General features: G+C 44.1%; 13 protein-coding genes. 6 read left to right on the top strand and 7 right to left on the bottom strand.

Annotated features, from left to right (window positions below):
- Positions 1-67 precede the first annotated feature (67 nt).
- Complete coding sequence (locus tag ABTQ23_RS10165; protein ID WP_408615605.1) at positions 68-1,675, bottom strand: EAL domain-containing protein; 1,608 nt, start codon at positions 1,673-1,675, stop codon at positions 68-70.
- A 504-nt stretch (positions 1,676-2,179) separates the two neighbouring features.
- Entirely contained in the window at positions 2,180-3,598 is a 1,419-nt protein-coding gene (locus ABTQ23_RS10160) for an FAD-dependent oxidoreductase (RefSeq protein ID WP_408615604.1), read from the bottom strand.
- Positions 3,599-3,871: 273 nt separating this feature from the next.
- Between ABTQ23_RS10160 and ABTQ23_RS10155 the strand changes: the two genes are divergently transcribed.
- The gene (locus ABTQ23_RS10155; protein WP_408615603.1) at positions 3,872-4,396 is read left to right on the top strand and encodes a DUF2937 family protein; all 525 of its coding nucleotides are present in this window, start codon (positions 3,872-3,874) and stop codon (positions 4,394-4,396) included.
- Positions 4,397-4,416: 20 nt separating this feature from the next.
- Here the strand turns inward: ABTQ23_RS10155 and ABTQ23_RS10150 are convergent, their stop codons facing one another.
- Positions 4,417-5,559, bottom strand: coding sequence for a GNAT family N-acetyltransferase (locus tag ABTQ23_RS10150; RefSeq protein WP_408615602.1), 1,143 nt, complete (start codon positions 5,557-5,559; stop codon positions 4,417-4,419).
- A 77-nt stretch (positions 5,560-5,636) separates the two neighbouring features.
- On the opposite strand from ABTQ23_RS10150, the gene ABTQ23_RS10145 reads away from it, so the two are divergent.
- Positions 5,637-6,335: a hypothetical protein gene (locus tag ABTQ23_RS10145; RefSeq protein ID WP_408615601.1), complete on the top strand. Its 699-nt coding sequence runs from the start codon at positions 5,637-5,639 to the stop codon at positions 6,333-6,335.
- A gap of 27 nt (positions 6,336-6,362) precedes the next feature.
- Here the strand turns inward: ABTQ23_RS10145 and ABTQ23_RS10140 are convergent, their stop codons facing one another.
- A complete protein-coding gene (locus tag ABTQ23_RS10140) occupies positions 6,363-6,686 on the bottom strand; it encodes a hypothetical protein (protein ID WP_408615600.1) in 324 nt (107 codons plus the stop codon).
- A gap of 716 nt (positions 6,687-7,402) precedes the next feature.
- On the opposite strand from ABTQ23_RS10140, the gene ABTQ23_RS10135 reads away from it, so the two are divergent.
- Positions 7,403-8,215 carry a LysO family transporter gene (locus tag ABTQ23_RS10135; RefSeq protein WP_408615599.1) on the top strand — a complete coding sequence of 271 codons (813 nt, stop codon included), beginning with the start codon at positions 7,403-7,405 and terminating at the stop codon, positions 8,213-8,215.
- On the opposite strand, the gene arcB is transcribed toward ABTQ23_RS10135, so the two are convergent.
- The 3 genes from arcB to mnmL all read right to left on the bottom strand — a co-directional run bounded on the left by arcB (position 8,205) and on the right by mnmL (position 13,600).
- Positions 8,205-10,592 (bottom strand): aerobic respiration two-component sensor histidine kinase ArcB, encoded by a 2,388-nt coding sequence (arcB, locus tag ABTQ23_RS10130; RefSeq protein ID WP_408615598.1) that lies wholly within the window; start codon positions 10,590-10,592, stop codon positions 8,205-8,207. The genes ABTQ23_RS10135 and arcB overlap by 11 nt on opposite strands.
- 114 nt (positions 10,593-10,706) lie before the next feature.
- The gene (locus ABTQ23_RS10125; protein WP_408615597.1) at positions 10,707-12,545 is read right to left on the bottom strand and encodes a sensor domain-containing diguanylate cyclase; all 1,839 of its coding nucleotides are present in this window, start codon (positions 12,543-12,545) and stop codon (positions 10,707-10,709) included.
- Between the two features lie 137 nt (positions 12,546-12,682).
- Positions 12,683-13,600, bottom strand: a complete 918-nt coding sequence (gene mnmL / locus ABTQ23_RS10120) for a tRNA modification radical SAM protein MnmL/YtqA (protein ID WP_408615596.1) — start codon at positions 13,598-13,600, stop codon at positions 12,683-12,685.
- A gap of 396 nt (positions 13,601-13,996) precedes the next feature.
- Here mnmL and gltB point away from each other — a divergent pair, with 396 nt between their 5' ends.
- The 3 genes from gltB (at position 13,997) to ABTQ23_RS10105 (ending at position 20,583) form a co-directional block, all read left to right on the top strand.
- The gene (gene gltB / locus ABTQ23_RS10115; RefSeq protein ID WP_408615595.1) at positions 13,997-18,460 is read left to right on the top strand and encodes a glutamate synthase large subunit; all 4,464 of its coding nucleotides are present in this window, start codon (positions 13,997-13,999) and stop codon (positions 18,458-18,460) included.
- A gap of 21 nt (positions 18,461-18,481) precedes the next feature.
- Entirely contained in the window at positions 18,482-19,894 is a 1,413-nt protein-coding gene (locus tag ABTQ23_RS10110) for an FAD-dependent oxidoreductase (RefSeq protein ID WP_408615594.1), read from the top strand.
- Between the two features lie 170 nt (positions 19,895-20,064).
- Complete coding sequence (locus tag ABTQ23_RS10105) at positions 20,065-20,583, top strand: YbaK/EbsC family protein (protein ID WP_408615593.1); 519 nt, start codon at positions 20,065-20,067, stop codon at positions 20,581-20,583.
- Positions 20,584-20,590: the final 7 nt, after the last annotated feature.

The following is a 20,590-nucleotide window of genomic DNA, read 5'->3' as shown; positions in this document are numbered from 1 at the left end:
AAAAAGTCCGGCTATAATAAAGCAGTTTTTCTCAAAAAGCCCTATTTTCTATATGGCGTAATATATTTCACGGATTAAACTGCTCGAGCAATTTTTGATATGGCTGAGGATGGCCAAAATAAAATCCCTGAAACATTTTACACCCGAGCGCTTTAAGCGCCTCTAGCTCTTCGGCTGTTTCAACGCCTTCGACAATCACTCTCATATCCAAACTATCAGCGAGTTGTATTGAGGCTTTGATAATATTCGAGTGGATTGCTGAATCCAGCACATGCGAGACAAACAGGCGATCGATCTTTAATACCGAAATAGATAAATCAACTAATTGGGCCAGTGATGCGTGCCCTGTGCCAAAATCATCAATCAGGACCGTAACTCCCGCTTGGGCAAGAGAACTCAGCCGTTGCTTGGTTTGTGCCAGCTGACCAACCATAGAAGTTTCAGTCAACTCAAGCGCGAGACGCTGGCGCAATAGCGCTGACTGGCTATAGCGTTTTAACAGCATCTGATAAAATCGCTCATCAAGTAGCTCAGGACCCGCCAGATTAATTGAGATGGGAACATTCCCTAATCGTTCATCCCAATCGGATAACAGCTCACAAGCTCGCGCCCAAACCAGCTGAGCAAGCCAAGCATACCAGTTGTTTAAATCAACATAAGGTAAAAATTCATCAGGTGGAATAATCTCCCCGTTCGCATCCTTCAGTCGACACAAACACTCATAACCGACAACTTTACCACTATCTAATGTCTGCGGTTGCAACCACAATTCCAGCTGTTCATCTTCAAGAGCCTGATAAATACGATTTTGCTGGCGATTTCGATGGGCTATAACCACCTGATATTCATTTCGATAACACACATATGGCTGGGATAGGCTGGCATGAGCCATCGCAATTGAACACTCTTCCATCAGTGCTTGAGCGCTGACTTGATGACGATAAAGAGTTGCGCCAGCACGCCATTCTATGTGCATGCCTTGCAGATCATGAAAAGAGAGCTGCTCGCTTAATAGTTGTGATAAGTCCTCATATAACCACTTTTTAAGAGAATCAACAGGTTGATTTAACACCAAGAGAAATTTTGCACCAGGGAAGCGATAAATATGCATCGACTCATTACTCAGCGCCTTAAATGATTCACCCAGTTCTCGCAGAAGTTCATCACCACTTTGCATCCCCACCAAAATATTAATGGCGCGTAAATTGTGTAATTTAATTAAAACCAGAGCGCTGGGCTCAGTATACTGTCGATGCTGATCGCGTCGATACCAAGCATAATGGTTCGCCAACCCGGTTAAAGCATCATAGAAAAATGGACGCTCACGCATTCCCAGAGGTTGGTTAAAATCTTTAAGTTGCGGCTGAGCCCGAACTAAATAGGTTTGTTCTTTTTCATCAAGTTTATCAACATACAATAAAAATAGACTTTGCCCTGAGGAGTCCTGAATAAGCGGGACAACCTGACAATGTTTATCTTTTTCAGATAGCAGCCCTCGTCCTATATCGAAAATATGCCAAAGATTTTTTGTCTGTTGCCCACTGAGCAAAGGCTCAGCAGCTGCATTAGCATCTAACAAGCAACCTTTAGCATCACACACAAACGCAGGCGTTAAGCATTTATAAAACAGCTCACGTTTATGTGCACTTTTAAAGTGATAGGTACTCGTTAACATATAAAAAAGCCAGTTATTATTTTTGAAATATTTATAGAAACATTGCTTAACTAAACAAAGAGAATTCCTATCCTACGTCAGGTATTCCTAACGGTACGACCTACTCTTTTAAAGAACCTCAATCTTTAACCATGCGAGACCAAAACAGCCACAAAGGCTTGTCTCGCAACGGTTACACATACATAAGTTACACAAAATCACATATATATGGGCAAATATACTAATATGTGAACTAATTCTAATCAATTAGAACATTTCAAAAACAATTAATACTTAGAATCTAATATCTAATTAATCTATTAATACCTTTGATATTCCATTAGGAAATCGCTGATATTCTAATCAGGGAGAAATTTCAAGAAACCGGTTTCTTAAGAAAAAATTGAAATGCAAGCAAATGCAGGTAGGTCAAATAAATAAAGAAAAAGCAATAACGGCAATGCACTTGCCGTTATAATTATTTGTGTCATTAATAGGTGAATAGTAACTAACTTGCGGGCGCTTTTAACACTGAGTTGCGAGCGCTTTAGGGAATTTCCGACGCAGTGCTATTTTTTGTGCAAGTTTATCTATCGATTCTATCGCAACAGATGTAACGCTAGTAAGTTCGCCACTGAGAGCGCGCGGCACCTCAATCAATTGGCCGATATCAGCCAGAATATCGTCAGCGGCATCAAGCGCTGATGAAAATTTTACGATTTCACTGCGAGCATAGCGACTAGCTGCAAAGCTTGCGCCACTGACTCGTTGATTAAGATCGCTGCCTGGGATCTGCTGCGCTCCCGAAAGAGGTTTCATAATCACTTTGGCACTTTTAAAAGATGGAACAAACTCAGCCAAATAATTAATCGCCGCTTGCGTACGCTCAGAGGCCAACTCTTGACTCCATTGCCCATTCGCCAATAACGATAACTCAGCGCTCAATTGTGGTTGGGCACTCATTGCTGAGCTTTTTGCCACACCTTGCTCAAACAGCGTCACTCCAGGAGCCATACCATGGAGCTGAAACACACCTTGTCCATAGGGAGTTAATTGAGCCATGCCATGTTTAGTACCCCGTTGGCCATGAATGACTACTTCTGGCCATGGGCACTGCTCTTGAGGCCAATCCGCCAGATAAGCGGCTTTAAATTCAACCATTCGAGCAGATTCAACACCGAGTAAATCATCGATGCTACCGCTTCGAAAACCGGCTGCATTAACAAGATAATCAACATCCATACTTTTGGCTTGACCATTTTGGCGATAATGCACCCGCCAACCTTTTTCTAGCGCATCCACTTTTTCAACATCACTATTAAGGTGGACACTCAACGAATTTAATTTTTCTGCGGCCAAAGAGACGCAAGCTGCGACACGAAATAAGCTCACACCATATTCTTGAACCAATACCAGAGGAAATTTGAGTTTATCCAAGTCAAGCTCTCGCAGCGCATTAATGAGCCATTGTTCGGCGCTCTTAGGCTCAGCCACCGCAGGTAACTTGGCAAGCCGCTGGGCATCGGGCTGATTGACCAACTGGAAATAATCATCCACTTGACCAATCACTTCATTAAGAGGGTCCTGATTCACTAATTGGCGGTAATGCGCCCTTAGTTTTTCAAAACGAGGCAAAAGTTGTTCGATATAACCAGGATCTCGCTTGGGAATAGCAATTAAAGTGGGGCGATAACGCATAGAGTGAGAGAAGCTTCGCGCGGTATAGATTGACTGCTCGAGCAGAGCCAAACATTGTCCGTCGCTTAATTCCCGATATAAGCTTCCGCCAGCATGCAAATGACAAATCGGTGGACCATTTACCAATTCGGGACCTTTTTCTAATAAACTGACATGAAGTCCTGATTCAGCCAAACGCAAAGCACACAAGCTGCCGGCGACTCCGCCACCAACAACTGCGATGCGAAAATTTTCTGTCGATTGCATGAGATCCACCTGATTACATCAATAACTTTTGTCATTTTAAGCCCTCAATAATTAAAATAAACCGACAAAAATTGGGACTATTCTCTATTTACTCTACTATTAATACGGTAACTTTTACAAAGTAGCGGTTTGAGCGCAGTTAAAACACGATATAAGACGCGAATTACTACCGAAATTTCATAAAGATATGCTATAAAATGTCATCGTATTATTTTATCACTTAGATGATTCTTGCCATTGGATGGCCTATGCATCGCTTTTCACGGAGTTCTTATGCGCTTTTTACTTGGAATCATTGATCGTTTGTTATTTGTAGCTATTTTTATTATAGCTATGCAAGTGCCCCAATTTATCAGCTTATATCAACAGCGAGTTGAAGGATATCTGCAATCAAATCAAAGTGTTCTAGATAAATTTAATACCATTGCTAAGAGCCAAAATTTAGCATCGGTGGACAAATTAGTTCTGCAATTACAAAACAGCAAAGATAGCGCCAGCCAGCAAACAGCCCAGTTAATTCAAACCACTCAGGATGAAACACAAAATCTTGCAACTTCGGTTCAGTCATTAGATAGTCCAAGTCTTGGCAAACAGCTCTGGGCATTAATTCGCTACCCCCAACCCAAACTATTATTGTCCACCTTGAATCACTATCAACCGGGGATTGTGATTAATCAATCCGCCCTGTTGTGCGGAATTATTTTTGCGATTTTATTTATGGTTGTAAAAGCATCTATAGCGAGATTATTTCGCCGGCGCAGACGATTATTTCGGGCCAGCGAAAACCCGCTTCGCTAATGCCCCGTAACAAGCGATTCTTACCCACCTGATTGCTTAAACGGTAAAACATCCAGAGCTTGCTGATACTGCTCAGTTATATATTCACGTTCCTGACTGAGCAGCTCAGCTAACGCCTTCGCAAAATCAGGGTGTTCCAGATGGTGGTATGAATAACAATAGGTAGGTTCAAAGCCACGCAGCAATTTATGCTCGCCTTGGGCACCGGCATTAAAATGACTTAATTGATGCTTAATGCAATACTCGATGCCCTGATAATAACACAGCTCAAAATGTAACAACTCAGCATGCGCAAGCGATCCCCAATAACGCCCATAAAGAGTGTTCTTACCTTTAAAAAAGAGGCTTGCAGCAATCAGCTGACCATCAAATGACGCAAATACAACCATCATTTGCTGGCTCAGATGTTTACGTAGCAGAGCAAACCATTGCTCATTAAGATATCCTGAATGACCACTGTGTTCTAAATATGTCTGCTGATAGCATTGCACCAGACACTGCCAGTGGAGCGGGCCCATCGCATCGCCATCGACTTGCTCAATCTCAATGCCATAATCAGCAACTGCGCGGCGTTCTTTTTTAATCATCTTGCGTTTTCGCGAAGTTAGCCGAGCCAGGAAATCATCAAAATCGTGGTAGAACTTATTATGCCAATGATACTGAATTTGACACCGCTGAATTGTATCTTGAGGGGCCTGCCAATGGGCTGGGGTAAATAACCAATGCGTGCCACTGAGATGATATTGCTCACTCAGTTGCACCAGATCGCTGTGCAACCGTTGCAAAATCAGCTTTTCATCTGCATCCGGGGCGATTAACAGCCGATCATCGGTAATTGGGGTAAATGGAACGGCACTAATCCATTTTGGATAATACTCAATACCAGAGCGCTGGTAACCATCCGCCCATCCCCAATCAAACACATATTCGCCAAAAGAGTGATATTTTATGTATCCAGGAACCGCGGCGATTAGCCTGTCGTTGTGCCACATTAACCAGTGACAAACTTGCCAACCGGTATCGCCTCCCACACAACCACTTTGCTCAAGAATACGAAGAAAATCGTACTGGACGAATGGTCCATTATCTTGTGTTAACGTTTGCCATTGTTGTTTTGGACAATCTTGAAGTGTCTGAATCCAGCCACTTTGAAACCCAGCCATACAACCTCCTACAAAGGTTTGCCCTCCATTGTCGAGTCTTCTATCCTATCAGACTAAAATCGCAAATAAGCTTTAATATGAGAATAAATAAAATCTTACAACTGACCTTTTTACTCGCTCTTTTCACAGTCCAAGCTAAGGCTGCAGAGTCAGTAAAAATATCGAGCTTGTCAGCAGATGACTTAAATTTTACCGATTGTCCAACGGATGCATTTACCTTAGCGAGCTTAAATGCAAAAGCGCTTAACCAGCCGCTACCCAAAGCAGCAATGGCACAGATTAAACGCTCTGGTGCACTACTTGTGACAAATTTAAATAGTAAAAAAGCCCCCGCTCAAACCAAAGATTTGCTCCAACAACTCGGCGCTAACTGGCAGTTAAAATTAAGCCGAGTGGTAAATGGCTTTCAAAGTGCATTGTTTTTTAGGCCATCAGAGCTTAAAACCCTTGGCACATTTAACCAAGCTGCAGGCTTTGAGCAAAAAGTGTGGGTCATTTTGGCCCAGGCAAACGGCCAATCGTTGACACTGGTCAGTACCATTCACGGTCCTTATCAACGCGATTTACTAGCCAAACAAACCACATTAATACAGCGTCATCAGGCTATTCTCAGCGGAGATTTGCCTAAACTGACACTGATGCACCATTATCAATATCAACAACAAACGCCAGAACAATCGTTGCTTTCACGTGGCTTAAACAGTTGTGCAAGCTCGCAAATCGCTCTTGCTAAAGGCAGCTATTTACAATGGCTTAGCATCAGTTTTGGTCCATAAAAAAGCCCCGCGTTAACGGGGCCCTGTTTATCGAGTTGCACGTTGGCGGAGTAATCTCCGCCTGCTCGTTGGAGGCCAATTCACATGCTGCATACGACCACTCACTGTCATTTTTCGGCGACTACGAGGTGTTTTCTCAACATCTGTTCGACTGAGTTTAGGTTCTTTCGCTTTATACACGACGGATTGAGAAAGACCGATATCTCGGCGTATATGAGAGCTCATTCCTTCACCTATCGAGATCTGGTTTTTGCGCATCTGCTTTAGCCATTGACGAGTTTCTAATTGGTCCTGATAACCGAGCAGTCCATCAATTAACCACTGAGTGAGTTTTAATCGAATTGATAACATAATATTTCCCTATTTTTACAGTTACAAATAATCGGGAAACACAGCGATACGAAGAACATCAAACACCGAACTACGCATCAGCTGCGCAGCCCGAAGATACTCTTCGCCTAATAATCTAAAAACAGATGTTTTATAGAATGGTTTAAGCAGAGCATATGGCTTGCGCTAGCACGCAAATAATCAGCTTGGATAATACGATTAAGCATTGGTTTCATCGTTTATAATCCAAACCATATGATGCTGAGGTATAAGATTGATACAGTTCGATGCTAAGAAGGCTTAATGTATTATGAGTCATAACTGGGTGCATAAAACCTCCTTAAACTTATCTAATAACTTGAAATATTTTGAAAATACTAGCAATTAAAAATAACGAAAGCTATTCGAAATAACATAAAACACAATTATTCTGTTTTTTGTTTTTATCTATCTATATTCGTCTGAAAAATTGACAACTATATTGTTATCTAACTGTCTGAAGAGTCTGTAAACGCTTGTCTGGCGTGGGGTGCAAACGATAGGATGAAAAACAAAATATATTTATATAGCAGCGGGTTTGCTATGATACATCCTGATTTAATTTAGATATCTGTATTAGCCAGAGAAATTACATGTTGTTCAGTATTGCCTTAATTCTTGCCCCTCTTTTTATTGGGTATGCCATAGAGATTAAACAACCTCGGCTAATCCAGCTAATTAATACAAGCCTTAGCAAAATGGTTTATATCATTTTAGCTATCATGGGATATAACTTAGCGTTCATCGATAATCTGGCCAGTAATCTTACTCGATTAGTTCTTATCTGTTCGGTGTTTATTAGCGCGATTACTTTCTTTAATTTAGCTGGCTTATTTTTATTTCGTCGTTATCTTCAATGGTCTAAAGAGACCGCACAAGGCGGAAAATTTAAACTCACGCCGGCGATGTTTAAAGATTCCGCCTCGATGGTTGCCATTGTCGCAGGTGGATTTGCCCTGGGACTATTTGGCCACTGGCACCTTCCATATCAAACCCAGCTCAGTGATTATGTGCTCATGCTGCTACTGGCACTGATTGGCTTACAACTTCGCGCCAGTGATCTCACTCTCAGGCAGGTCTTGCTTGATCATCGAGGAATGTTAATTGCGGCAATCGTTTTTATCAGCACCTTACCAGCGGCACTATTAGCAGGCTGGCTGTTAGATATTCCAAAACCATTGGCTCTGGCACTAAGCAGCGGCTTTGGTTGGTATTCATTATCAGGAATTTTAATTAGCGGCCAAGTCAATGCTCTGATGGGAAGCAGCGCATTTTTTATCGATCTATTGCGTGAGCTCATCGCGATTATTTTAATCCCACTGTTAATGCCCATCTCTCAAAGCGCTGCAATTGGCTATGGCGGGGCAACATCAATGGACTTTACCCTGCCAATTATTGCCAAAAGCGGTGGCACTCAGTGTGTACCAGTTGCCATTGTCAGTGGATTTTTACTCTCTTTAGCCTGTCCGGCCTTCATCGCTATCTGGTTATCATTTTATATTAGCGGCTAAATGTTTGCCGATGCTCACTCAACCATGTTCGAAGCGTTGCTATATCTTGCTTGCGAGCATTGCTGAGCTCTTCAAACCAACGGGTTAAATTATGCTGCCAGGCAGGCAAATCAGGACTCTGCATCTGATTGGCTAAGCGCTGCATGCGAGCTAAGCCAACCGAGCCTGCCGCCCCTTTAATTTTATGGGCCTCACTGACAATACCATCATGGTCTTGGGCAATTAAATTAGAATGTAAAACATCTAAATAGGGGTCAATCGCCTGTTCAAATAGATCCACATTTTTCGCCATTCCCTCGGTACCTAGAGCCTGACAAAATTCTCCTAAAACTTCTTCATCTAAAATAAGCGATTCGTTGTTAACGTGGCTAGGTACAACTTCAGCCTCACTAACGCTCGGTGCATCAGCCATCGTCGAGCTAACGCCGGAAACAGAAAATAGATGATTAAATACCTTATTGACCGCTTTGATTGACAACGGTTTGCGCACGACATCGACCATCCCGTGACGCTGGTAATCTTCTTTACGATTAACCACGTTAGCAGTTAAAGCCACCATCGGTGGGAGATCATCTTTAAAGCGCTCTTTTAACGTATCGGCAAGCTCAAAGCCTGTCATGTCAGGAAGCTGAATATCCAAAAGCAGAACATCAAAGTCATCATTTGCGAGCACTTGATCAAGGGCCTGTTGGCCTGTTTTAGCCACTTTGACCTCATGCCCTTGTTTTTCTAGAAGGGTTTTTGCAACCTGAATATTAAGCTCAACATCTTCCACCAGCAACAGATGTAGCGGTGGCAGTTCATCATCTTCATCTATCTGTTGCTGGTCGCAAATTCGCATCGGTAAACAGATGGTAAAACAGGTTCCTTCACCAAGCTCGCTGGTCACACTTAATTGACCATCCATCGCCTCAACAAACTGTTTGGAAACGGCCAAACCAATACCGGTTCCGGTGGCTTGCGCTTTATTATCGACTTGATAATACATAGCAAAGATATTCTCTAGCTCATCATGCGGGATCCCAATGCCCGTATCCGCCACATCAAAGGTTAAGACACAATGCTCTTCAGTACGCTCACTGATGCTCAGACGAATGGTGACTCCGCCCTGCTCGGTAAATTTCGTGGCGTTGCTGATAATATTCCATAACACTTGGCGAAGCCGAGTCGCATCCGTTTCGACCCACACCGGTAATTGCTGAGGATAATCGATACTAAAAGATAAATTTTTCGCTTCCAGCTGCAATACAGCTAAGCGTTCCAAGTCATGCAAGAAAGCTGGTAGCTCCATGGGCGCTTTATTAATATTAAAACGACGTCTATCCAACTTATCTAAATCAATGACATCGTTAAAGATATTGCCAAGCGTAACGGCGCTAATATAGATGGTCTGCAGTTGTCGGCGCTGTTCAGGATTGAGCGGACTATCTAATAGAATCTGACTTAAGCCAACCACCCCATTTAAAGGGGTGCGCAGTTCATGACTCAGGGTTGAAATAAACTCAGTTTTTTCGCGGCTCGCCCGCTCCAACCCTTCTTGATAATGTTTGCGCTCGGTAATATCACGGCCAAACCCGAGTAGCCCAAGGCGATGGCCATCACCGCTATAAAATGGCACTTTATGCAGCTCAAAATATGCTTTACGACCATCAGGATAAGTCAGCCACTGGGCATAAGTCATACTTTCATCGCTGGCAAACACCTCTTTATCCGTTTGCATTTCAAATTGCGCCACATCGTCGCTATAGACCTCGATAGGCGTTAGACCAATCATCTGTTGCTCAGTTTTACCTGTCAGTTTTTCCATCGCGATATTGCAGCCAGAAAACTGCCCAGATTGATTACGATAGAAGACTAAATCAGGCGATGTATCAATAAAACTGCGCAGCAAGGCGCTGCGTTCTTCGAGCTCATCTTGCGCTTGTTGACGGATTTGAACTTCTTGGCGAAGCTCAGCCATTGTGTGTTGCAATGCTTTTTCAGCACGTTTACGCTCGCCAATTTCACTATTTAAAAGTGTAATGTTCTCTTTTAGTTTTTTATTGAGCTCAAGGTCCCGGGTGCGCATTTTTTCAAGTTTTCGGATCATTTTAGTCAGGCGCTGGCGCGAATCTTCTAGCTGATCGACCACCACCGACATAAAAAAGACAGCCCAAGGCGTTATCACCAAGCCAAAGAAAACTGAGCGGACCACATCATCTTTTGATGCCATAGAACCGGTTAGGAAAAAAGTTAAGACCATCTGAATGGCTAGAGCAGCAACAATAATCAGTGTTGCCAAACTTAAGGTAAATTTAACGAGCCCCAGACGAGAAAGAAGATGTACATAATAATGAGCCAGATTACGCAGCGGCTTGACGATTAAATTATCATCCATATTGATTATCCGTGGTGATGAGCGCGAGAACGTTATCACTGTTTAAAAAACGTTTGCTAAGAAGCCATTATGCCAGAGGCAGGAGCCAACCAAAATCAGTTATAAACGCTTTGATTATCTTTGTGGTAAAAATGATGCAACATCAGCCAATTCACTGATTAATGCGCCTTGGTAGTCGTTACGACCACTATGTTTGACCTGATAGAGACAGCGATCAGCGGTGCGAGTGAGCTCCTGACAAGGATAATGTTCAAATAAACGTGTGCTTGCAACACCAATACTGACCGTCAGATACCGTTCAACATTAGAATACAGATGTTCGATTTCACACTCTCTGACTTTATCTAAAACCTGTTGAGCGACCAACGACGCGCCATTAAGGTCAGTTTGTGGCATCAAAATAATAAACTCTTCGCCGCCGTAGCGGGCCACCCAATCACTGCGCCGTTTGGCGACCATTTGTAAAATATTAGCCACTTGTTTGAGCACTTTGTCACCGCACTGATGCCCATAGTTATCGTTATATTGTTTGAAGCTGTCGATATCGAGCATAAGCATTGCCAGAGGATCGCCACTTCGCCGATGAATATTCCATTGCTGAGCGAGCACTTTATCAAAGCTTCGACGGTTGGCAACTTGCGTCAGTCCATCTAAAAAGCTCAGTTTCTCTAACCGTTTCACTGTACATGCTAGCTGATGCTCGCTCTGTTTACGCTCAGAAATATCCCGGCCAATCATCACAATGCCTTGCTCTCCGGTGACATTGTCATGATATGGCGCTTTGCGAATCTCATACCAGCTCTCGCTTTGCTCATCGTCATTGGCCAGTTTCGTTTGCATAAACTCATAACTAATCCCTTTGCCTGTGGCAAAAATTTCCCGATGCTGATCTTGATGAAATTTAGCCCGAACCGCACCAACTAATTCACTTAAGTGCATCCCCGAAAGCTCTGTCTGGGAACTGCCCAATAATCTTGCAAAAGGCCCATTGGCGCCTGTGACAACGCCGTTGGCATCGATAAAACCAATGGGGTCAGGCGAGGCATTAAAAACTGAACGAATTAAATTATTTTGCCGATGGAGTTCTTTTTCAGTGGCAATTCGATGCTGATTTTCTTGCTCTAAGGCTTGGTTAAGTTCATGCCAAAGCGTGACGTCAGCAGAAATATTCATCATTCCTAGGGTGTTTTGCTCGCTATCACACAAAGGATAGCCATTGGTTTCTAATAACTTGCGTTTGCCATCGCCACGAATAATCCACTGACGCAAAGGTTCTGGTTTACCAGCTAAAACCTGCTCGACCAACCGCTGATGCAATTGCATCTCTGAATCGGTAAAAAAATCGTGCAACGCTTTGCCTGTTATATCCTGCGCTTGCAAACCATGATAATTGGCCCAAGCCTGATTACAGCCCAAGATCTGATTGTTGCGGTCGCAAAAGTAAACAAAGTTAGGTAATGAATTAAACGCATCATGCAAGCGTTCAACTTGCGTTTTTAAGCGAACATGCTCAGCCACATTCTCTTGGTCATCGAAACAGTGAATAAACCAAACTTGCTGGCGTAAATAGTGACCACGGCGAGCATACAAGCGTACATTAGATTGCTTTTGGCCAGTTTGAAACGTCCAATTAACGCCACCAGATTTAGATAAACTCTGGCCCAGCAGCTTAATTAAAGAATTTTCCAACGTTTCATTTAGAAGTTGCCAACGATGTTTTTGGCGAATTAACGGTAACATCTCAAATGCCAGAGAATTGGCATAGAGAAACTGTTTCGTATGGGCATTAAAGATGAAAATAGCCCCGGGACCATTTTGGATAAACAACTGCCCCAACAATTGTGGAAATTGGTGGCGCAACGTAAACAAAATTAACAAAATAACGACACAAACAGCCAAAGCACCAGCAACCATCCAGGAAGTTGGGAAGACTACTTGAACTAGCTGATCCATTGAAACATCCTTTTAATGACCAGAGTGTGCCGGCTCACATCACCAACCAATCATGGTTAGTTAACATATTCTCATCGTTTACAATATTCTGCATATCAACGCTTGGATGTGAATAGCTATTTTAGGTGAAATTTTACTCATACTTTGGATACACCCCCACTTCCCTGTTTGCCATTTTCGCTTAAATACTGACAAATAGCAGTCAGCGGAGGCCATTGCCGCTCACACCAATGAGGAGCGAGTAATGTTGGTGCTCGAGCAGTGGCACAAACTCGGTGAAAAACCACATCCCATGGCGTTTTGGCAATGAGCATCGCCGCATTTTTAACATACTCATCAAGCGATAATATAGAGAGCCTTCCCGACTGCCAAGCCTTGGCCATCACACTGCCTTGAACCACCATCAAAGGGTGCAATTTCAACCCGCTCACACCATCATCAAGTACCCGCTGCAAGGTCTGGTTATAATCATCACTGTCTTCTCCAGGCAGACCTAAGATTAAATGGGTGCATACTTTTATTTGATAGCGATGCGCTTTTTCAACAACGCGCTGATAAGCACTGTAATCATGCCCGCGATTAATACGTTTTAAAGTACGATCGTTAGCACTTTGCAGCCCCAACTCCAGCCAAACTTCTTTGCCTTGGCTTTGATAATCGCTTAACAGCTGAAGAACTTTATCGCTGACGCAATCAGGGCGAGTACCGACACAGATACCAACCACTTGCGGCGCATCAAGTGCCTGCTGATATAGCTGATAAAGCTTTTGATATTCACCATAGGTGCTGGTGTAAGCCTGAAAATAGGCCAGATACAAGATGTTTTGGTGCTTCATTTCAGCCTTACGCTGACAAAGCTGCTCCTCAATAGAAAGCTCATCGGGAATATCACCTGCAAATGAATTTACATTGCAAAACGTACATCCGCCCCGCCCAATAGTGCCGTCACGATTAGGACAGGTAAATTGCGCATCAATGGTTAACTTGCGCACCCGCTGCTGATAGCGAGAACGAAGGTCAGATCCGATCGTGTGCACAAAATCAGTTAACTGCACGTGTTTTTCCCTTGCTAATTAATATAAATGCTAGTTTAATCAGCCAAATCATGAAGGGCGCCAGCTCAGATCAAAAACAAATTAAAATAAATTAGAAATAGATATTCTTCAGATAAACTTATCCTTGTGACAGTTCGCTAGCTTTTTGGCTACATCTGGCGCAAAAATCTAAACTTACTCGCCACCGTAGTAGAAAATTCACCTTCTTCATAGAGTTTTTGGTATCACTGCCTCATTTGGCAATTGACCTTAGCGACGTTTCTCGCTAGTTTGGGAGATTCGCCAGAGACCAAATTCGTTAACGGAAACTGGTTTAACGCCTATAACTATAACGCTTAATTCACTCCCTTATCACAACAACAGCAACCATAATTGGGAAGTGCAAGGAGAAGTGTCATGTCTGTTTATGACTCGACCCTGGAAAAAGATAACTGTGGTTTTGGCCTGATCGCCCATATGGAAGGCGAAGCAAGCCATAAATTAGTCCGCGTTGCGATATCTGCTTTAACGCGCATGCAGCATCGTGGAGGGATCTCAGCCGACGGTAAAACCGGTGATGGCTGTGGTCTCTTGATGCAAAAACCAGATGCTTTTTTCCGGGCCATTGCTGAAGAGAAAAAATGGAGTCTTGGCCGTAAGTATGCGGTTGGGATGATCTTTTTAAATACAGATCCAATCCTGGCTGCGAATGCCCGCCAGGTGATAAAAAAAGAACTCGAACAAGAAACGTTAACAGTCCTTGGCTGGCGTGAAGTTCCTGTCGAAGATAGTGTGCTTGGTGATTTAGCTAAATCAAATCGCCCTCAGATTGAACAGGTCTTTATTAATGCCCCAGCAGGATGGGTTGCTAAAGATATTGAACGGCGTCTATATATTGCTCGTCGACGGATTGAAAAGCAGCTAGACCCCGTTGATTCAGAATTTTATATCGCATCACTGTCGACACTGACGACCGTTTATAAAGGTTTATGTATGCCTGCGGATTTAACCCGATTCTATCCGGATCTGGGCGATATTCGTATGCAAAGCAGTATTTGTCTGTTCCATCAGCGCTTCTCAACGAACACTTCACCAAAATGGCCGCTCGCCCAGCCATTTCGCTTTTTAGCACACAATGGTGAAATTAATACGATTACCGGTAACCGCCAGTGGGCCAAAGCGCGCTCTTATAAATTCAGCTCGCCACTATTACCGGATCTGCAAAGCGCAGCACCATTTGTAAATACTGAAGGTTCTGACTCATCATCACTGGATAACATGCTTGAGCTGTTTTTAGCCGGCGGGATGGACCTCTTTAGGGCTTTTCGTCTGTTGATTCCACCTGCATGGCAACACCATCCGGATATGGACGATGATCTCAAAGCCTTCTATGACTTTAACTCCATGCATATGGAACCATGGGATGGCCCTGCGGGGATTGTCATGAGCGATGGTCGTTTTGCAGCCTGCGGCCTCGACCGTAATGGCCTGCGTCCAGCGCGTTATGTCATCACCAATGACAACCTCATAACCTTAGCGTCAGAAGTTGGGATTTGGGATTACTCCCCAGATGAAGTTCTGGAAAAAGGTCGTGTTGGACCTGGTGAATTGTTGGTTATCGATACTTATACCAGCAAGCTTTGGACCTCGTTTGCAATTGATCAGGATTTAAAAGCTCGCCACCCTTACCGTCAGTGGATTAACGAGAACTTCCACCGCATCAAACCGTTTGAAGAACTTGATGACGAGCATGTTGGCAATCGCAACTTTAGCGATGCAGAGCTGTTGGTCTATCAAAAACAATTTGGTTACAGCAAAGAAGAGCTCGAACAAGTGCTAGGAGTGCTTGGCGAAAATGGCCAAGAAGCCGTTGGCTCTATGGGTGATGATACGCCAATGGCAGTATTATCCAGCCAAAGCCGAAACTTCTATGATTACTTCCGGCAGAAATTTGCTCAGGTCACCAACCCGCCTATCGATCCACTGCGTGAATCGCATGTGATGTCATTGGCCACCTGTATTGGCCGTGAGCAAAACGTTTTTCGAGAAACAACTGGTCACGCGGCTCGTTATACATTTAACTCACCGATTTTGGTCTATAGCGATCTTCGCCAATTGCTTGAGCTTGATGAAGAGCATTACCGCTCCAGCATCATCAGCCTTAATTATCAGCCAAGTGAAGGCCTTGAAGCGGCTATTCAACGGGTCTGTAATGAAGCGGTAACCGCCGCTCGCATGGGCACGGTGTTAATTGTTTTATCCGATCGCCATCTGAGCAAAGATACTTTGCCAATTCCAGCGGCGATGGCAGTGGGCGCGGTGCAAAATGCATTGCTAGAAAATCAGCTACGTTGTGATGCAAACATTCTGGTCGAAACAGCATCGGCTCGTGACCCGCACCATTTTGCAGTGCTGATTGGCTTTGGCGCAACGGCTGTTTATCCATATCTGGCTTATGAATCACTGGCTCGGTTGGTTGAAAACGGTACGATTGACCACGATTTGCGCACAGCGATTCAAAATTATCGCCATGGCATTAATAAAGGCCTTTATAAAATCATGTCCAAAATGGGCATCGCAACGGTTGCAAGTTATCGCTGTTCACAGCTGTTTGAAGCCGTGGGTCTGAATGAATCAGTCGTTGATCTTTGCTTTAACGGCGTGGCGAGTCGAATTAGCGGCGCTGATTTTGACGATATTCAACAAGACCAGTTGAATTTATCGCGCCAGGCTTGGCTCAAACGCCGCAAACTTCCGGCCGGTGGTCTGCTTAAATATGTCTATGGCGGTGAGTATCACGCTTATAACCCAGACATCGTTAAAACACTGCAGGCAGCTACACGCAGTGGTGACTATACCCAATACAAAGCATTTGCCAAACTGGTGAATGAGCGCCCGGTAGCCACTCTTCGCGATCTGCTCAAACTCACGCCGCCAGAACAAGGCATTGCGTTAGATGATGTGGAACCTGCTAGTGCACTATTTCCTCGTTTTGATACCGCCGCGATGTCTATCGGCGCACTTGGCCGAGAAGCTCACGAAACATTAGCGATAGCGATGAACCGGTTGGGCGGACAATCAAACTCTGGTGAAGGTGGTGAAGATCCAAATCGCTTTAATAGTGATCGTAACTCTAAAATTAAGCAGATTGCATCTGGCCGCTTTGGCGTAACGCCTCATTACCTGATGAATGCGAGCGTGATTCAGATTAAAGTCGCTCAAGGCGCTAAACCAGGTGAAGGTGGTCAGCTGCCAGGTCATAAAGTGAGTGTTGAAATTGCCAAATTACGCTTTGCCGTACCAGGGGTTACACTGATTTCACCACCGCCGCACCACGATATCTATTCGATTGAAGATTTAGCGCAGCTGATTTTTGATTTAAAACAGATTAATCCAAGTGCACTCATCTCGGTGAAACTGGTGTCTGAACCAGGTGTTGGCACGATTGCCACAGGTGTTGCAAAAGCCTATGCTGACCTTATTACAATTTCTGGTTATGACGGTGGCACAGGGGCAAGCCCATTAACATCGGTTAAATATGCGGGAAGTCCGTGGGAGCTAGGCCTTGCTGAAACCCAGCAAGCACTGGTTGAAAATGGTCTTCGCCATAAAATCCGCTTGCAAGTTGATGGCGGTCTAAAAACTGGATTAGATGTTGTAAAAGCGGCAATTTTAGGAGCTGAAAGCTTTGGTTTCGGCACTGGACCAATGGTGGTCTTAGGCTGTAAATACCTTAGAATTTGTCACTTAAATAACTGTGCAACTGGCGTTGCGACCCAAGATGAAACACTGCGTCGTAAACACTTTGCCGGTGAAGCAGAAATGGTAATGAACTACTTCCGCTTCTTAGCACAGGAAGTTCGCGAACTACTCGCTCTTTGTGGCGTCAGCAAACTAACTGACCTGATTGGCCGAACTGAGTTGCTCAGCGCCATTGAAGGTTACACCAGCAAACAAAGCAAACTGGATTTAAGCGGGATTTTATACAAACCAAAATCACCGCATAACGAAGGATTGTTCTGTCAGACATCAAACCCAACCTTTGATAACGGCCCTCTCAATCAAAAAATTGTGGCTGATGCTAAAGCTGCCGTAGAAAATAAAACCGGTGCATCACTGCGCTATGAAATTCGCAACACTGACCGTTCAGTTGGCGCAGCGCTCTCTGGCATGGTTGCGAAAAAATACGGTAACCAAGGGATGGCCAGCGACCCAATTGAGATTAATTTCGATGGAACCGCGGGCCAAAGCTTTGGGGTTTGGAATGCAGGCGGTGTGAATATGATTCTCACTGGGGATGCTAACGACTACGTTGGTAAAGGAATGACTGGCGGTAAACTGGTTATTCGACCTCATATTGGCGTTGCATTCCAATCTCATCTGGCAACCATTGCCGGGAATACTTGCCTATATGGTGCAACTGGCGGCAAACTTTACGCAGCCGGACGAGTTGGTGAGCGATTTGGCGTTCGTAACTCTGGGGCTCATGCTGTCGTTGAAGGGCTTGGAGATAATGGTTGTGAATATATGACAGGGGGAATTGTCACTGTTCTAGGTCGTACGGGGGTTAACTTCGCAGCTGGGATGACGGGTGGTTTTGCCTACGTCTTAGATGAAACAGGTGATTTTGATCATCGCACCAATACCGATATGGTTGAACTTATCGATATCAGTGAGCTGGCCATTCACCAAGAGCATCTGCGTGGCATTATTAACCAGCACTGGCACGAAACAAACAGCCCGCGCGCTGAAGCGATTTTAGCTGATTTTGAGCATTACTTACCAATGTTCAAATTGGTTAAACCGAAATCTTCGGATGTGAAGTCACTGCTTGGTCATACCAGCCAGTCAGCGGCCGAACTTCGGATCCAGGCGCAATAAAGAACAGAGGACAAACATCAGATGAGTAAAAATGTGTTTCAATTTGTTGATGTTGAGCGTATTGATCCGCCGAAAAAACCAATTCCGGTGCGACGTCAGCAGTTTATTGAAATTTATGAACCCTTTAATGACAATCAAGCCCAGCAACAAGCTGACCGTTGTTTGTCATGTGGTAACCCTTATTGTGAATGGAAATGTCCCGTTCACAACTATATTCCGAACTGGCTAAAATTAGCCAATGAAGGACGGATTTTAGAAGCGGTTGAATTGTGCCATGAAACCAACAGCCTGCCAGAAGTATGCGGACGCGTCTGTCCGCAAGATCGTCTGTGTGAAGGCTCTTGTACGTTAAATGATGGTTTTGGTGCGGTAACTATTGGTAATGTTGAAAAATACATCACCGATAAAGCATTCGCGATGGGTTGGAAACCCGATCTGTCCGATGTCGAGCAAACTGATAAACGAGTGGCTGTTATTGGCGCGGGACCTGCTGGCCTTGCATGCGCTGATATTCTCGCGCGTAATGGTGTCAAAGCCGTTGTTTATGACCGTCATCCACAAATTGGTGGACTACTCACCTTTGGGATCCCGGCCTTTAAGCTTGATAAATCAGTGATGCAGCGCCGCCGAGAAATTTTTGAAGGGATGGGCATTGAGTTTCGCCTCTCAACTGAGATTGGCAAAGACATTCAGTTTGATGAACTCACTGAGCAGTATGACGCCGTATTTGTTGGCGTTGGTACCTATCAGTACATTCGCGGTGGGTTGCTTAATGAAGATGCCAAAGGCGTCTATGACGCACTGCCATTTTTGATTGCCAATACCAACCACCTGCTTAATTTCGATAGTGAACAATATCCATACACTGATTTTGCAGATAAAACCGTTGTTGTTCTAGGCGGTGGGGATACAGCAATGGACTGTGTTCGCACAGCCGTGCGCCAAGGTGCTCGTAAGGTCTATTGTGCTTATCGCCGTGATGAAGCCAACATGCCGGGTTCTCGACGGGAAGTAAAAAATGCCAAAGAAGAAGGCGTTGAATTTCTCTGGAACCTGCAACCTTTGGCTATCAATACAACCGATGATCAAGTTAGCTCGATTGAAGTGGTTAAAACTGAATTAGGTGAACCAGACAGCAATGGCCGTCGCCGTCCACAGCCTATTGAAGGTAGTGAATACGCGCTTGAGTGCGATGCTGTCGTCATGGCATTTGGTTTTAAACCAGATCCAAAATCATGGTTAACTGATTCAGGCGTTCAAACTGATGAGCGCGGCCGAATTAAGGCTCCTGAACAAGGCGATTTTGCCTATCAGACAAGCAACAGCAAAATATTTGCTGGCGGTGATGCAGTTAGAGGATCTGATTTGGTAGTCACAGCCATTGCTGAAGGGCGTAAAGCTGCTGAAGGTATTTTAGATTATCTCGAAGTCTAAAAATTTTTTTTGTAAGTTTTAAAGCTAATCATATAGCCCTGCTTGCAGGGCTTTTTTATGCTGACAAAACAGCTATCAATGCCCTCACCCTTACAATTAGAAATTCATAACTGTATGTCTTTATATGCAAAATATGCTGCAGCGACGATACACCGTGTTATTCTTAATGGATGAATCAATACGATCCATTTTTAGAAAAACGGCAATGCATCGCGGACGCGTTAGCCAGACTAAATATAACCTATCAATGTTATGAGCATCCGCCATTAGACAATTGCCATCGAGCTGATGAGCTTGCTTTAGTGCGCTCAGGGCAGCGAATAAAGACGCTTTTTTTACAAGATAATCCCGGTAAGCGTCATTTTTTACTGGTTGTTCCAGCGCATACTCAAGTCAACTTAAAACAGCTTGCCAGTGACAACCAGACCAAGCGCCTTGGTTTTGCCTCAGCGCGTAGATTGCAAAAATATCTTAACTTAACGCCGGGGAGTGTCTCGCCATTAGGGTTAATTTTTGATAAAGATCAGAAGGTTGAATTATGGATTGAACAAAATCTATGGCATGATGCCAAAGCCTTACAATGTCACCCAGGGGATAATCGGCAAACTTGGGTGATAGATAAGAGCGATTTAGAGCGCTTTTTTCATTGGACCGAACACTTATTCACACTCGTAACGCTAACCGAGTGATAAAAGG

Origin of the sequence: Celerinatantimonas sediminis (assembly GCF_046054195.1) — a bacterium.
Lineage (GTDB): Bacteria > Pseudomonadota > Gammaproteobacteria > Enterobacterales > Celerinatantimonadaceae > Celerinatantimonas.
Note: the sequence above shows the minus strand (reverse complement) of the source record. Positions and strands in the feature narration are given on the sequence as shown.